The sequence below is a fragment of the Enterobacter sp. Sphag1F genome, assembly GCF_014193275.1.
Lineage (GTDB): Bacteria > Pseudomonadota > Gammaproteobacteria > Enterobacterales > Enterobacteriaceae > Pantoea > Pantoea symbiotica.
The window spans coordinates 86,548-101,409 of the sequence record NZ_JACHZD010000003.1; the positions used below are offsets into that span (position 1 = coordinate 86,548).

General features: G+C 54.0%; 9 protein-coding genes and 1 pseudogene. 3 read left to right on the forward strand and 7 right to left on the reverse strand.

Annotation, left to right across the window (positions count from 1 at the left end; all coding sequences use genetic code 11):
• Position 1 precedes the first annotated feature (1 nt).
• Positions 2–1,327: pseudogene (locus FHW71_RS11235) on the forward strand (MFS transporter).
• A gap of 32 nt (positions 1,328–1,359) precedes the next feature.
• Here the strand turns inward: FHW71_RS11235 and yacL are convergent.
• The 3 genes from yacL to FHW71_RS11250 all read right to left on the reverse strand — a co-directional run bounded on the left by yacL (position 1,360) and on the right by FHW71_RS11250 (position 5,725).
• Positions 1,360–1,722 carry a protein YacL gene (yacL, locus tag FHW71_RS11240; protein ID WP_008108552.1) on the reverse strand — a complete coding sequence of 121 codons (363 nt, stop codon included), beginning with the start codon at positions 1,720–1,722 and terminating at the stop codon, positions 1,360–1,362.
• 172 nt (positions 1,723–1,894) lie between these two features.
• Entirely contained in the window at positions 1,895–4,492 is a 2,598-nt protein-coding gene (gene acnB / locus FHW71_RS11245; protein ID WP_085982361.1) for a bifunctional aconitate hydratase 2/2-methylisocitrate dehydratase, read from the reverse strand.
• A 237-nt stretch (positions 4,493–4,729) separates the two neighbouring features.
• Positions 4,730–5,725 carry an aldo/keto reductase gene (locus tag FHW71_RS11250; protein WP_179451980.1) on the reverse strand — a complete coding sequence of 332 codons (996 nt, stop codon included), beginning with the start codon at positions 5,723–5,725 and terminating at the stop codon, positions 4,730–4,732.
• Positions 5,726–5,823: 98 nt separating this feature from the next.
• Here FHW71_RS11250 and FHW71_RS11255 point away from each other — a divergent pair, with 98 nt between their 5' ends.
• Together FHW71_RS11255 and FHW71_RS24125 are read left to right on the forward strand one after the other, a co-directional pair.
• Positions 5,824–6,723, forward strand: coding sequence for a LysR family transcriptional regulator (locus tag FHW71_RS11255; protein ID WP_008108558.1), 900 nt, complete (start codon positions 5,824–5,826; stop codon positions 6,721–6,723).
• Between the two features lie 279 nt (positions 6,724–7,002).
• Positions 7,003–7,149 carry a Hok/Gef family protein gene (locus FHW71_RS24125; RefSeq protein ID WP_137385164.1) on the forward strand — a complete coding sequence of 49 codons (147 nt, stop codon included), beginning with the start codon at positions 7,003–7,005 and terminating at the stop codon, positions 7,147–7,149.
• A gap of 144 nt (positions 7,150–7,293) precedes the next feature.
• Here the strand turns inward: FHW71_RS24125 and lpdA are convergent, their stop codons facing one another.
• The 4 genes from lpdA to pdhR all read right to left on the reverse strand — a co-directional run bounded on the left by lpdA (position 7,294) and on the right by pdhR (position 14,360).
• Entirely contained in the window at positions 7,294–8,718 is a 1,425-nt protein-coding gene (lpdA, locus tag FHW71_RS11265) for a dihydrolipoyl dehydrogenase (RefSeq protein ID WP_008108560.1), read from the reverse strand.
• A 173-nt stretch (positions 8,719–8,891) separates the two neighbouring features.
• Entirely contained in the window at positions 8,892–10,787 is a 1,896-nt protein-coding gene (gene aceF / locus FHW71_RS11270; protein ID WP_179451979.1) for a pyruvate dehydrogenase complex dihydrolipoyllysine-residue acetyltransferase, read from the reverse strand.
• Between the two features lie 14 nt (positions 10,788–10,801).
• Positions 10,802–13,468, reverse strand: coding sequence for a pyruvate dehydrogenase (acetyl-transferring), homodimeric type (gene aceE, locus FHW71_RS11275; protein WP_008108564.1), 2,667 nt, complete (start codon positions 13,466–13,468; stop codon positions 10,802–10,804).
• A gap of 127 nt (positions 13,469–13,595) precedes the next feature.
• The gene (gene pdhR / locus FHW71_RS11280) at positions 13,596–14,360 is read right to left on the reverse strand and encodes a pyruvate dehydrogenase complex transcriptional repressor PdhR (RefSeq protein ID WP_008108566.1); all 765 of its coding nucleotides are present in this window, start codon (positions 14,358–14,360) and stop codon (positions 13,596–13,598) included.
• Positions 14,361–14,862 lie beyond the last annotated feature (502 nt).

Below are 14,862 nucleotides of genomic sequence, written 5' to 3' on the forward strand. Positions count from 1 at the left end.
TATGACTAACTCTGCGCGCTCGAGTCGTATCCGTTGGTGGATTGCTGGCCTGATGTGGCTGGCCATCGCCATTAACTACATTGACCGCACCGTGCTCTCGGCAGCGGCACCGCATCTGATCAAAGAGCTCGATATCAATCCTGAAATGATGGGCTTCATCATGGCGGCGTTCTTCTGGTCGTATGCGCTATTGCAGATCCCGGCGGGCTGGTTCGCCGATCGCTTCGGTCAGAAAAAAGGCCTTGGCATCGCCGTCGGCTGGTGGTCAATCGCGACCATGGCAATGGGCCTCGCAACCGGCTTTAAATCGCTGCTGGCGCTGCGTTTAGCCCTCGGCGTCGGTGAAGCCGCCGCCTATCCCAGCAACGCGGGCATTACCGCGCGCTGGTTCCCGGACCGCGAACGCGCCACGGTTTCTGGCCTGTTCGACAGCGCCTCCAAGTTTGGTGGTGCGGTGGCCATGCCGCTGATTGTCTTTATGATTGCCCTGTTCGACTGGCGTCTGACCTTCCTCGCCATTGGTGCGCTCGGCTTGTTCTGGGTGATTGCCTGGTACTTTATCTACGCCGAGAACCCGGAAGATCATAAGTCGATCAGCAAAGAAGAAGTGCGCTTCATCCGTGACGGCCAGGCGCAGAAGCACGGCGATAAAAGCGTGCGTCCGATGAAGTGGTACAAACTGCTGCGCTACCGCAATATCTGGGCGATGTGCATTGGCTTCTTCACCATCAATTACACCTCCTATTTCTTTATCACCTGGCTACCGACCTATCTGGTGAAAGATAAAGGCATGGATTTCCTCAAAATGGGGATGGTGGCCGCGCTGCCGCTGATCTGCGGCATGGTGATTGAAGTGCTGGCGGGTTGGGCATCGGATCGCATGGTGCATAACAAAGTGCTGTCGCTGACCGCCACACGCAAACTGTTCCTCACCATCGGCCTGCTGATGGCGCTGTGCATCGGCTTTGCTCCGTTCACCGATTCGGTGTTTATGACCGTCCTGCTGCTGTGTATCGCCAAATCCGGCACCACCGTGGCGGCATCATAAGTGTGGGCATTGCCGGGCGATGTTGCGCCGCAAAACAGCGTGTCGATTGTGGCGGGCCTGCAGAATACCGTTTCAAATATGGGCGGTGCGGTGGGACCGATCATTACCGGCGCGATTGTTGGCGCAACCGGTCACTTTACCTGGGCGCTGGTGTTCTCGGCGGTGTTGGTGGTGATTGGCATCCTTAACTATCTGTTCCTGATGGGGAAAGTTGAACCTATCGTCGATGAGGAACAGGTTTCACATTCACATTCCGTTGCAAGCGGCGCGGCGCGGTAATCGGTTGGGTCGCCATGAATGGCGACCCAACGTTATTTACCGGCGATAAACAGCCGATAAGCGGCAATCACCGCGAGAAAATCTTCGACGCCGCAGAAAGAGAGGCTCTCTTCGTCGTAATAGGTCATGCCCTCTTCCATGCCGTCATCTTCCAGCGCCAGCTGGTTGGCGCGAATCATCACCTCTTCTTCATCCAGCCACAGCGTGTATTCATGTCCGACCCGCTGCCACTGATTAATGGTGCCTTTCACCTGCTGGGCGGCGGCCTCAACCTCATCCAGCAACGGCAGATTGTCTTTAACCTCTTCGTTGAACCAGTGCCCCACCGCTTCGTGGTCCATCGACATACGCACTTTGACCTGACCGGTCAAATCACGCAGAAATTCGTACTCCATGGGTTTGCCTCATACTGATGACGCGCCGTGCGGCACCGTGTTAGTGCATTTTGTGCGCAGCACGCTGAATAAAGTGGGATCGCGCTCGCATTATGCCTGGAGATGTCAGAGGAAAAAAGGGCATAAAAAAAGGGACGATTTTCATCGTCCCCTTGTTCATCCCGATAGCCGATTAAACGGCAGTCTGGAAGATCACGCTATCCGCTTTTTCAGTGTATTGTCCCAGCTGATCAAAGTTGAGATAGCGATAAGTGTCAGCCGCGGTCTTATCAACCTGCAGCATGAACTGCTGATACTCGTCCGGCGTTGGCAGCTTGCCAAGCAGCGAAGCGACCGCCGCCAGTTCAGCCGACGCCAGGAAGACGTTCGCGCCGGTACCCAGACGGTTCGGGAAGTTACGGGTTGAGGTGGAAACCACCGTCGCGCCGTCCGCCACACGCGCCTGGTTACCCATGCACAGTGAACAGCCCGGAATCTCGATACGCGCACCGCTCTTACCGAAGACGCTGTAGTAGCCCTCTTCAGTCAGCTGGGCGGCGTCCATTTTGGTTGGCGGCGCAACCCACAAGCGGGTTGGCAGCTGGCCTTTATGGGCATCCAGCAGTTTACCAGCCGCGCGGAAGTGACCAATGTTGGTCATGCACGAACCGATAAACACTTCGTCGATCTTCTCGCCCTGCACGTCAGACAACCAACGCGCGTCGTCTGGATCGTTAGGTGCGCACAGAATTGGCTCTTTAATCTCGGCCAGATCAATGTCGATCACCGCCGCGTATTCCGCATCCGCATCACCTTCCAGCAGTTGCGGATCGGCCAGCCATTTCTGCATGCCTTCAATGCGGCGCTCCAGCGTACGACGATCGCCGTAGCCTTCCGAGATCATCCACTTCAGCAGCACGATGTTCGAGTTCAGGTACTCAATGATCGGCTCTTTATCCAGCTTGATGGTACAGCCAGCTGCAGAACGCTCAGCCGAGGCATCGGTCAGCTCAAATGCCTGCTCAACTTTCAGTTTCGGCAGACCTTCAATTTCCAGCACGCGGCCAGAGAAGATGTTTTTCTTACCTTTCTTCTCAACGGTCAGCAGACCCGCTTTGATCGCGTACAGCGGAATAGCGTGTACCAGATCGCGCAGGGTGATGCCCGGCTGCATTTCGCCTTTAAAGCGCACCAGCACCGATTCCGGCATATCCAGCGGCATTACGCCGGTCGCAGCCGCAAACGCTACCAGACCAGAACCTGCCGGGAATGAAATACCGATTGGGAAACGGGTATGCGAGTCACCGCCGGTACCAACGGTATCTGGCAGCAGCATACGGTTCAGCCAGCTGTGGATAACGCCATCGCCCGGACGCAGCGACACGCCGCCACGGTTCATGATGAAGTCTGGCAGCGTATGGTGCGTGGTCACGTCAACCGGCTTCGGATAGGCAGCGGTGTGACAGAATGACTGCATTACCAGATCCGCGGAGAAGCCGAGGCACGCCAGGTCTTTCAGTTCATCACGGGTCATTGGACCGGTGGTGTCCTGAGAACCGACTGAAGTCATTTTTGGTTCGCAGTACGCGCCTGGACGAACACCATCTACGCCACACGCGCGGCCAACCATTTTCTGCGCCAGTGAGTAACCACGGGTGCTGGCGGCAACATCTTTGGCTTGCACGAACACATCACTGTGCGGCAGACCCAATGACTCGCGCGCTTTGGTGGTCAGGCCACGACCGATGATCAGCGGAATACGACCGCCAGCACGGACTTCGTCCAGCAGCACGTCGGTCTTCAGCTCGAAGGTCGCCAGCACTTCATCAGTTTCGTGATTGCGCACTTCGCCTTTGTATGGGTAAACGTCGATGACATCGCCCATGTTCAGACGATCAACGTCAAGCTCGATTGGCAAGGCACCCGCATCTTCCATGGTGTTGAAGAAGATTGGAGCGATTTTACCGCCGAGGCACAGACCGCCGCCCTTTTTGTTCGGCACGTAAGGGATATCGTCGCCCATAAACCACAGCACCGAGTTGGTGGCGGATTTACGCGAAGAACCGGTACCGACCACGTCGCCAACATAGGTCAGCGGGAAGCCTTTGGTCTGCAGTGCTTCGATCTGTTTGATCGGGCCAATGTTACCAGCATCGTCGGGTTCGATGCCTTCACGGGCGTTTTTCAGCATTGCCAGCGCGTGCAGTGGAATATCCGGACGTGACCATGCATCCGGCGCCGGAGAGAGGTCGTCGGTGTTGGTTTCGCCGGTCACTTTGAACACGGTGGTGGTGATTTTTTCAGCCAGTTTTGGACGCTTCAGGAACCATTCGGCATCGGCCCAGGACTGGATAATTTTTTTCGCGTGTGGGTTACCCGCTTTGGCTTTCTCTTCGACATCGTAGAAATTATCGAACATCAGCAGCGTGTGAGACAGGGCTTCGGCAGCGATGGGGGCTAAGGCTTCATCTTCTAACGCTTCAATCAGCGCATGGATGTTATAACCGCCCTGCATGGTGCCCAGCAGCTCAACGGCTTTTTCGCGAGTAACCAGAGGAGAGTGGGCTTCGCCCTTAGTGACAGCTGCCAGGAAACCGGCTTTAACATACGCCGCTTCATCAACACCTGGTGGAACACGATTGACCAACAGGTCGGTAAGGAATTCTTCTTCACCCGCTGGCGGGTTTTTTAGCAGTTCAACCAGCGCGGCCATCTGGGAAGCATCTAACGGCTTAGGTACGATTCCCTGGGCAGCACGCTCGGCAACGTGCTTACGGTATTCTTCTAGCACGACGTTCTCCTCGCTCTCATTGTATAGCTTTCCGGTGCACCCCTTGATGCTGTCGAACAGTAGGGTGAGGTGCCCGGTTCCGCGTGGGGCAGCATAGCAGCATTTCGCCTGATTGTTAATCTGTTTACAAAAAAGCAACATCCGTGCGTTTTTTAGCAGCTTCATCTGCAAATTGAGCGGGATCACATAAAAAAGCAGGCTTTGAAAGCCTGCTTGCTCTCATTTCGGAGGAGGGTTTTAACGATCGACCAGCACAAACTCGCTGTCGTTATAGCGTTCACCCAGAATGTTTTTCTCGCTAAACAACTCATCCAGCGTGGCGACATCCGCATGACGTAATGCTAAATCGGCGGCGGCGCAGTTCTGTTCCAGATGGGCGATTTTGCTGGCACCGGGAATCGGCACAATAAACTCACCTTTGGCCAGTACCCACGCCAACGCCAGCTGAGCGGCGGTTGCGTCATAACCTGCAGCCATCTCAGTGAGCTGATTCACTAACTTTTGGTTATGCGCCTGCGCATCCTGCTGAAAACGCGGCAGTGAACGACGGAAATCATCTTCCGCTAAGGTTGAGGAGGCCGGGAATTTCCCGGTGAGGAAGCCGCGACCCAGCGGGCTATACGGAACAAAGCCGACGTTCAGTTCACGGCAGGTAGCGAGGACATCTTGCTCCGGATCGCGTGACCACAGCGAATATTCGCTTTGCAGCGCCGAAATCGGATGCACCGCATGCGCACGGCGCAAGGTGGCGGATGAAACCTCAGACAAACCGAGATACTTCACCTTCCCTTCCCGCACCAGATCGGCCATCACGCCCACCACTTCTTCAATCGACACCGCCGGATCGAGACGATGCTGGTAGAGCAGTTCGATGGTTTCCACTCCGAGACGTTGCAAAGATCCTTCGACCGCACGTCGAATATGCGCCGGATCGCTATTCACCCCAGTAATTCGTTCCCAGCCTTCTCCCTGATCGGTAATGCGAAAACCAAACTTGGTGGCGACTTTGATATCGCTGCGCCCTTTAATTGCTTTTGCCAACAAGCTCTCGTTGGTGAATGGACCATATACTTCTGCGGTATCGAGGAAATTCACGCCCAGCTCAAACGCCCGCGCCAGCGTGTTCAGCGCCTGTTTTTCATCGTTCTGCCCATAGGCGAAGCTCATGCCCATGCAGCCTAATCCCAGCGCCGAAACCTGTAATCCCTGATTGCCTAATTGACGTTGTTGCATTGTTTAATCCTCTTCGCTGTTGGTGTTAATGTTATAAACCTCAGCAATCGCAGCAACAATTGAGGCATTTTTGCCGATTTAGTGAGTAAAACTCAGCAATGAATAAATACCGTGCGTCTATGCAGGAACTGGAGATGTTTGCTGCCATCGCGCAGCACCTGAGCTTTCGTAAAGCAGCGGAGGAGCGCAATGTCACGCCCTCCAGCCTAAGCCACGCGATGCGCCATTTTGAAGCGCGTTTGGGTGTGCGGCTGCTCAATCGCACCACGCGCAAAGTGGCGCTCACCGAAGCCGGTGAACGCTTTTTACAGCGCATTCAGCCTGCGCTTGCCGATCTGTCGCAAGCGGTGGATGAGCTCAACGACTGGCGCAGCGATCCACGCGGCGTATTGCGCATTAGCATGCCGCGATCGGCGGAAGCGCTGTTCTTCGATACGCTTATTTTGCCGTTCTTACTGCGCTATCCCGAGATTACGCTGGAGATCGACAGCAACGATTCTCTGCTGGATATCGTAGAGGCCGGATTTGATGCCGGCGTGCGCTATGGCGACGTGCTGGCGCAGGATATGGTGGCGGTGCCGTTTGGCGCAGCGATGCGGGCGCTGGCGGTGGCGAGCCCGGCGTTTATTGCGCAGCATGGCGCGCCACAGCAACCGGCTGAGCTGCTGCAGTTTCCCTGCATTGAGCGACGCTTTCCCAGTGGCCGACGTTATCGCTGGGAATTCTGGCAGGATGGCCGCAAGCAGGAAGTGGCGGTAAAAGGATCGCTGGTGCTGGATAACAATGAGCGGATATTACAGGCAGCGCGCGCGGGCGTAGGCATTGCCTTTCTGCATGAAGGTACGGTACGGGAAGATTTAATTCGCGGTGAGTTAGTGGAAATACTGGCGAACTTCACTCAGGTAGAAGAAGGATTCTGGCTCTATTATCCGAGTCGTAAATATCTTTCTGCGCCATTGAGACATTTTATTGATTGGCTTAAAGAAATCAACCTTTAATTAAAAACATCCATTACGCGTCCTATTTAAATGGTTAGATAATATATAAATCCATTAATTATAAATAATTTAAAAATTAAGATGAAATAAAAGAAGTTTGGCGTAGACTGCCTGCGGACGCTTGAGGCAACTTGCTTCAAGCTGAAAAGATTGAGGTGGGTTGTGGAGCGTAAAACCGTGCAGTTAACTTTCATTAACCGCACGGGCAAGCGAACTACCCTACACGTCAGAAATGTCAGGGTAGTCGCTTGCTCGTGCTAAATCAAGAGGAACGTGACTATGAAGTCAATATTCAGCAAGCTGATTATCAGCGGGCTCATTCTATTAGGATTGTGTCTGGTTAATCGCAGCTCACTCTGTGAATTACGATTACGGATATTCACTGCTGAATTATCGGCTGTTATGGCTTACGAAGCACAACAGTAAAACTTCACTAGCGGGAGTTCGCTCCCGCTATTCCGGCATGACTCACAAAGTAGCTCACGCGCCTTTTTTACTTGTTTATTTAAATAGAAGCCGTAATAAAAAACGGCTCCATAAAGGAGCCGTTAATTTATTCAAAGCGCAAACTTATTTCTTTTTCGCTTTTGGGTTCGGCAGGTCAGTGATGCTACCTTCGAACACTTCGGCAGCCAGGCCGACAGACTCATGCAGCGTTGGGTGCGCGTGAATGGTCAGAGCGATATCTTCGGCATCACAGCCCATTTCAATCGCCAGACCGATTTCACCCAGCAGCTCGCCGCCGTTGGTACCGACAATCGCACCACCGATAACACGGTGAGTTTCTTTGTCGAAGATCAGTTTGGTCATACCGTCTGCACAATCAGAAGCGATAGCACGGCCTGAAGCCGCCCACGGGAAGGTGGACACTTCGTAGCTGATGCCTTTCTCTTTGGCTTCTTTCTCGGTCAGACCAACCCAGGCAACTTCTGGCTCGGTGTAAGCAATGGATGGGATCACTTTCGGGTCGAAGTAGTGCTTCAGGCCCGAGATCACTTCCGCCGCTACGTGGCCTTCGTGCACACCTTTGTGCGCCAGCATTGGCTGACCCACGATGTCGCCGATAGCATAGATGTGCGGTACGTTGGTGCGCATCTGCTTGTCGACGCGGATAAAGCCGCGATCGTCCACTTCCACGCCAGCTTTACCGGCATCAAGGCCTTTACCGTTCGGCACGCGACCAATCGCCACCAGCACCGCGTCGTAACGCTGTGCATCGGCTGGTGCTTTTTTGCCTTCCATTGAGACGTAGATACCGTCGTCTTTCGCTTCAACAGCGGTGACTTTGGTTTCCAGCATCAGGTTGAATTTCTTGCTGATACGCTTGGTGAAGACTTTCACCACGTCTTTATCGGCAGCCGGGATCACCTGGTCGAACATCTCAACCACGTCAATCTCTGAACCCAACGCTTTATAAACGGTGGCCATTTCCAGACCGATAATACCGCCGCCCATTACCAGCAGACGCTTCGGCACTTCTTTCAGTTCCAGCGCATCGGTAGAGTCCCACACGCGGGGATCGTTGTGCGGAATGAATGGCAGTTCAATTGGACGAGAACCGGCCGCGATGATCGCGTTATCGAAGTTAATGGTGGTTGCGCCACCTTCACCTTCAACCACCAGCGTGTTAGCACCGGTGAATTTGCCGAGGCCAGTGACCACTTTCACTTTACGACCTTTCGCCATACCCGCGAGGCCGCCAGTGAGCTGGTTAATAACCTTCTCTTTCCACGAACGAATTTTGTCGATGTCAGTTTGCGGCTGGCCAAACACGATACCGTGCTCTTCCAGGGCTTTTGCTTCGTCGATCACTTTGGCGACGTGCAGCAGCGCTTTTGACGGGATACAGCCTACGTTCAGACAAACACCGCCGAGGGTGCTGTAACGCTCAACGATTACGGTTTCCAGACCTAAATCAGCGCAACGGAAGGCTGCAGAGTAACCTGCAGGACCTGCCCCAAGTACCACGACTTGAGTTTTAATCTCTGTACTCATCATGACCTCTTGTTTGATTACCGGCAGTCAGGAGAAAGCTTTTCCCAAGCTCTAATGCCCTATATCCGCCGGGACATTTCACCGCGAGAGTTTACAGAATTGTTAACAAACTGCCAACCGCGGCAACATTGAATGCTTACAACAAGGCCGGCTTTCGCCGGCCTTGATTAACTTCACATCACCAGACGGCGAATGTCGGACAGTGTGTTGTTGATGATGGTGATAAAGCGCGCACCATCAGCACCGTCGATCACGCGGTGGTCGAAGGAGAGTGAGATCGGCATCATCAGACGCGGCTCAAACTCTTTACCGTTCCACACCGGCTCCATCGCTGACTTGGAAACACCGAGGATAGCCACTTCAGGCGCGTTGACGATTGGCGCGAAGTGCGTGGTGCCCAGGCCGCCAAGGCTGGAGATGGTGAAGCAACCGCCCTGCATATCGCCAGCGGTCAGCTTGCCATCACGCGCTTTCTTGGAAATCGCCATCAGCTCGCGAGACAGTTCAGTGATGCCTTTCTTGTTCACATCTTTGAACACTGGAACCACCAGACCGTTTGGCGTATCGACCGCCACACCGATATTGATGTATTTCTTCAGCGTCAATTTCTGTGCATCTTCAGACAGTGAACTGTTGAAGCGTGGCATCTGCTCAAGCGCAGCAGCAACGGCTTTCATGATGAACACCACTGGCGTGAATTTCACATCCAGTTTGCGTTTCTCAGCTTCGGCATTCTGCTGTTTGCGGAACGCTTCCAGGTCGGTGATATCGGTTTTGTCGAAGTGCGTAACGTGCGGGATAACCACCCAGTTACGGCTCAGGTTGGCACCCGAGATTTTCTGGATACGGCCCAGTTCCACTTCTTCGATTTCGCCGAACTTGCTGAAGTCCACTTTCGGCCAAGGCAACAGACCTGGCAGGCTTCCGCCGCTGGCTGCTGCAGCCGGAGCCGCTTCAGCGCGTTTCACCGCATCTTTAACGTAAGTCTGCACGTCTTCTTTCAGGATGCGACCTTTACGGCCGGTGCCTTTGACTTTCGCCAGATTCACACCGAACTCGCGCGCCAGACGACGAATCACCGGCGTAGCGTGTACATAAGCGTCGTTCTCAGCAAACTCGCTTTTCGCATCTGCTTTCGCTGCTGCTGGGGCCGCTGCAGGTTTCGCTGCTTCTGCCGCCGGAGCCGCTTCCTGCTTAGCTGCAGGTGCCGCAGCCGGTGCAGCGCCTTCCACTTCGAACACCATGATCAGTTTACCGGTGCTGACTTTATCGCCAGTCGCCACTTTCAACTCTTTCACGGTACCGGCGAACGGTGCAGGCACTTCCATTGAGGCTTTGTCGCCTTCAACCACGATCAGGGATTGCTCAGCAGCGACTTTGTCGCCCACTTTCACCAGGATCTCGGTAACTTCAACTTCGTCGCCACCAATGTCCGGCACGTTGACGTCTTTCGCGCCAGAAGCCGCAGGCGCTGCAGCTGGTGCGGCTTCCTGTTTGGCTGCTGGAGCGGCAGCGGCTGGCGCTGCGCCTTCTGCTTCGAACACCATGATCAGTGAACCGGTGTTCACTTTATCGCCGGTGGCGATTTTGATCTCTTTCACCACGCCCGCGAACGGTGCCGGAACTTCCATTGAGGCTTTGTCGCCTTCAACGGTGATCAGCGACTGCTCAGCGGCAACTTTGTCGCCAACTTTGACCAGGATCTCAGTGACTTCAACTTCGTCGCCGCCGATGTCCGGTACGTTGACTTCTTTGCTGACCGCAGCAGCGGCTGCTGGAGCAGGAGCGGCTTCCGCTTTCTTCTCTTCGGCTGGCGCTGGCGCCGCTTCTGCGGCACCTTCAGCTTCAAAGATCATGATCAGTTTGCCGGTTTCTACTTTGTCGCCGGTAGAGATTTTGATCTCTTTAACCACGCCCGCCTGCGGCGAAGGCACTTCCATGGAGGCTTTATCGCCTTCCACGGTGATCAGCGACTGTTCAGCTTCAACTTTGTCGCCCACCTTGACCAGGATTTCGGTGACTTCAACTTCGTCTGCCCCGATGTCCGGTACGTTAATTTCGATAGCCATTACTCTCTTACCTCTTAAGCCAGACGCGGGTTAACTTTATCGGCGTCGATATTGAACTTGGTGATTGCTTCTGCCACCACTTTCTTATCGATTTCGCCGCGTTTAGCCAGCTCACCCAGCGCAGCCACAACCACATACGATGCATCCACTTCGAAGTGGTGACGCAGGTTTTCACGGCTGTCGGAACGACCGAAGCCATCGGTACCCAACACGCGATAATCGCTAGAAGGTACGTAGCTGCGAACCTGTTCTGCGAACAGCTTCATGTAGTCGGTTGAAGCGACGGCCGGAGCTTCGTTCATCACCTGAGCAATGTACGGAACGCGCGGGGTTTCTGTTGGATGCAGCATGTTCCAGCGCTCGCAATCCTGACCATCACGCGCCAGCTCGGTGAACGAGGTCACGCTGTAGACGTCAGAACCGATGCCGTAATCTTTCGCCAGGATCTGCGCGGCTTCACGCACGTGACGCAGAATTGAACCTGAACCCAGCAGCTGCACTTTGCCTTTGCTACCGTCTACGGTTTCCAGCTTATAGATACCCTTACGGATACCCTCTTCCGCACCCTGCGGCATCGCAGGCATGTGGTAGTTTTCGTTCAGCGTGGTGATGTAGTAGTAGATGTTTTCCTGCGCTTCGCCGTACATACGCACCAGACCATCTTGCATGATGACCGCAATTTCGTAAGCGTAAGACGGATCGTAAGAGATACAGTTCGGGATAGTCAGTGACTGAATGTGGCTGTGACCATCTTCGTGCTGCAGACCTTCACCGTTCAGGGTAGTACGACCTGAAGTACCGCCAACCAGGAAGCCGCGTGCCTGCATATCGCCGGCCAGCCACATCAGATCGCCGATGCGCTGGAAGCCGAACATCGAGTAATAGATGTAGAACGGAATCATCGGCAGGTTGTTGGTGCTGTAAGAGGTCGCCGCAGCCAGCCAGGATGAACCTGCGCCCAGCTCGTTGATCCCTTCCTGCAGAATCTGGCCTTTCTCGTCTTCTTTATAGTATGCAACCTGCTCGCGGTCCTGCGGGGTATACTGCTGACCGTTCGGGCTGTAGATACCAATCTGACGGAACAGACCTTCCATACCGAAGGTACGCGCTTCGTCCGCGAGGATCGGAACCAGACGATCTTTGATCGACTTGTTCTTCAGCATCACGTTCAGGGCACGCACGAAGGCGATGGTGGTAGAGATCTCTTTGTTCTGCTCTTCCAGCAACGGACGGAACTCTTCCAGCGTAGGCATTTCCAGCTTCTCGCTAAACTCCGCCTGACGCGTTGGCAGGTAGCCGCCCAACTTCTCACGCTGACCGTGCAGATAGTTGTACTCTTCAGAACCTTTCTCGAAGGTGACGTATGGCAGCTCTTCGATTTTGTCGTCGGCAACCGGCACATTGAAGCGATCGCGGATGTAGCGAACGCCATCCATGTTCATCTTCTTAACCTGGTGCGCGATGTTTTTACCTTCGGCAGTGTCACCCATACCATAACCTTTGATGGTATGTGCCAGAATCAGCGTTGGCTGACCTTTGGTGTCCTGCGCTTTTTTCAGTGCTGCGTAGACTTTCTTCGGATCGTGGCCGCCGCGGTTCAGCGCGAAGATCTCTTCGTCTGACCAGTCTTTCACCAGAGCTGCGGTTTCCGGATATTTACCGAAGAAGTGCTCACGCACGTACGCGCCGTTACGGGATTTGAAGGTCTGGTAATCGCCATCAACGGTTTCGTTCATCAGCTGAATCAGCTTGCCGCTGGTGTCCTGACGCAGCAGTTCATCCCAACGACCGCCCCAAATCACTTTGATCACGTTCCAGCCAGCACCGGCAAAGATGCCTTCCAGCTCGTTAATGATCTTACCGTTACCGGTGACCGGGCCATCCAGACGCTGCAGGTTACAGTTGATGATGAACACCAGATTGTCCAGCTTCTCACGGGTGGCGATGGTGATCGCACCTTTGGATTCCGGCTCATCCATCTCGCCATCGCCGAGGAAGGCATAAACGGTTTGTGCTGAGGTGTCTTTCAGACCACGGTGTTCCAGATACTTCAGGAATTTCGCCTGATAGATCGCGTTCAATGGACCCAGGCCCATCGAAACGGTTGGGAACTGCCAGAAGTCCGGCATCAGTTTCGGGTGCGGGTAAGAAGAGAGACCTTTGCCCTGCACTTCCTGACGGAAGTTATTCATTTGATCTTCGCTCAGACGACCTTCAAGGAAGGCGCGCGCGTAGATACCTGGAGAAATGTGACCCTGGAAGAAGACCAGATCGCCGCCGTCTTTGTCGCTACGTGCGCGGAAGAAGTGGTTAAAGCACACTTCATAAATGGTCGCGGAAGATTGGAAGGAGGACATATGGCCGCCCAGCTCCAGATCTTTCTTCGACGCACGCAGCACCGACATGATGGCGTTCCAACGAATTGCGGAACGGATACGACGTTCAAGAGAGGTGTTGCCCGGATAGTCCGGCTCATCTTCAACAGCAATAGAGTTAATGTAGTTGCTGATTGCAGAGGAACCTGCGGCAACTTTCACGCCACCTTTGCGTGCTGCACTCATTACCTGATCAATCAGATACTGCGCGCGCTCAACACCTTCTTCACGGATGACCGATTCGATCGCTTGTAGCCAATCACGAGTTTCGATCGGATCCACGTCATTCTGTAAACGTTCTGACATGGGGTGTATTCCTTATCTGTGTCTAATACGTTGAAATTATCAGGAGCCTGTCTGCTTGTGCTTTGCTTCTGGTTCACAGCACAAGAAGACAGGCCCGTCGTGTTTTCCGCACGTTCGTTGCCGTGCGTTATTCCTTACGTTGCTGTAAACGACGCAGGGAGCGTTCACGACGACTCTGCTCCCGACTTCTATCCAGCAAGATTTCCTCAATGAACGCCAGGTGACGATGAGATGCCTCGCGTGCTTGTTCTGGCTCACGCGCCACAATCGCCTCGTAGATACTGGCGCGGTGACCGCTCACTTTCGCCAGCATTTCCCGACGAGCGTAGAGCAATTCAAAATTCTGACGGACGTTTTGTTCCAGCATAGGGCCCATGGAACGCAGCAGATGCAGCAGCACCACATTATGGGCTGCTTCTGTGACAGCGATCTGATACTTCATCACTGCATCGGCTTCGGCGTCGAGATCGCCGCTGTCCTGTGCCTGCTGAATATGAACATGGCAGTCGCGGATGCGCTGCAGATCTTCATCGGTTCCCCGCAGTGCCGCGTAATAGGCAGCAACGCCTTCCAGCGCGTGGCGGGTTTCCAGCAGGTCAAACTGAGATTCTGGATGTTCGGCAAGCAGACCGACCAGCGGGTCGCTCAGGCTTTGCCAGAGATTTTTTTGGACGAAGGTGCCACCACCCTGACGACGTAGCAGCAGGCCTTTAGCTTCCAGGCTCTGAATCGCTTCGCGCAGGGATGGACGTGAGACATCAAACTGTTTCGCCAGTTCACGCTCAGGGAGCAGTTTTTCACCCGGCTGGAGCGTCCCTTCCATAATGAGGGATTCCAGCTGCTGCTCAATCGCATCGGAGAGCTTGGGTTGGCGAATTTTACTGTAGGCCATCTTCCCTTCTTATCAGCCAAACGTCCGGAGTAAATTGGTAATACCAATTGAAAAATGGTGCCGGTAAAGTAACAAAGTATTCACCTTGTGTCTATATGGCGGGCTTCACACTTCCGGGGGCGATAGCAATGGCGCTGCACTAACTTACCGGAATAAGGTAGGAAAATGTTGGCCTGTAGCAAATGTTAAATAATTGTGTTTTTACCAAACCTTACACTGAGTTAGCGGAGTCAACGCGGCATAACCATAAGCGAAAGCTATTCGTGTTCACGGTTTTTTCATGGCAGAAATAATGCGACGGGCGCGCAGAGGATGCTGCTGCTTTTTCAGTCATCTCTCAGCACAAAAAGCAAAAGCAGGTGCAAACTGACGCGCTTATCACTATTCTGAACGCCGTGGTAGCTCATGCATGCACACAGCACGCCAGATACCGTAAAGAAAAGAATACATTAGGGTAAACAGCCTTACAGTGCGCGCACTGCAGGTGCACAATAACAACATC

Excerpts from the sequence above, each read along its gene's own strand:
- yacL (WP_008108552.1), bottom strand. The coding sequence starts at position 1,722 with ATGGAGTACGAATTTCTGCGTGATTTGACCGGTCAGGTCAAAGTGCGT.
- FHW71_RS11250 (WP_179451980.1), bottom strand. The coding sequence starts at position 5,725 with ATGCAACAACGTCAATTAGGCAATCAGGGATTACAGGTTTCGGCGCTG.
- FHW71_RS11255 (WP_008108558.1), top strand. The coding sequence starts at position 5,824 with ATGAATAAATACCGTGCGTCTATGCAGGAACTGGAGATGTTTGCTGCC.
- FHW71_RS24125 (WP_137385164.1), top strand. The coding sequence starts at position 7,003 with ATGAAGTCAATATTCAGCAAGCTGATTATCAGCGGGCTCATTCTATTA.
- lpdA (WP_008108560.1), bottom strand. The coding sequence starts at position 8,718 with ATGAGTACAGAGATTAAAACTCAAGTCGTGGTACTTGGGGCAGGTCCT.
- aceF (WP_179451979.1), bottom strand. The coding sequence starts at position 10,787 with ATGGCTATCGAAATTAACGTACCGGACATCGGGGCAGACGAAGTTGAA.
- aceE (WP_008108564.1), bottom strand. The coding sequence starts at position 13,468 with ATGTCAGAACGTTTACAGAATGACGTGGATCCGATCGAAACTCGTGAT.
- pdhR (WP_008108566.1), bottom strand. The coding sequence starts at position 14,360 with ATGGCCTACAGTAAAATTCGCCAACCCAAGCTCTCCGATGCGATTGAG.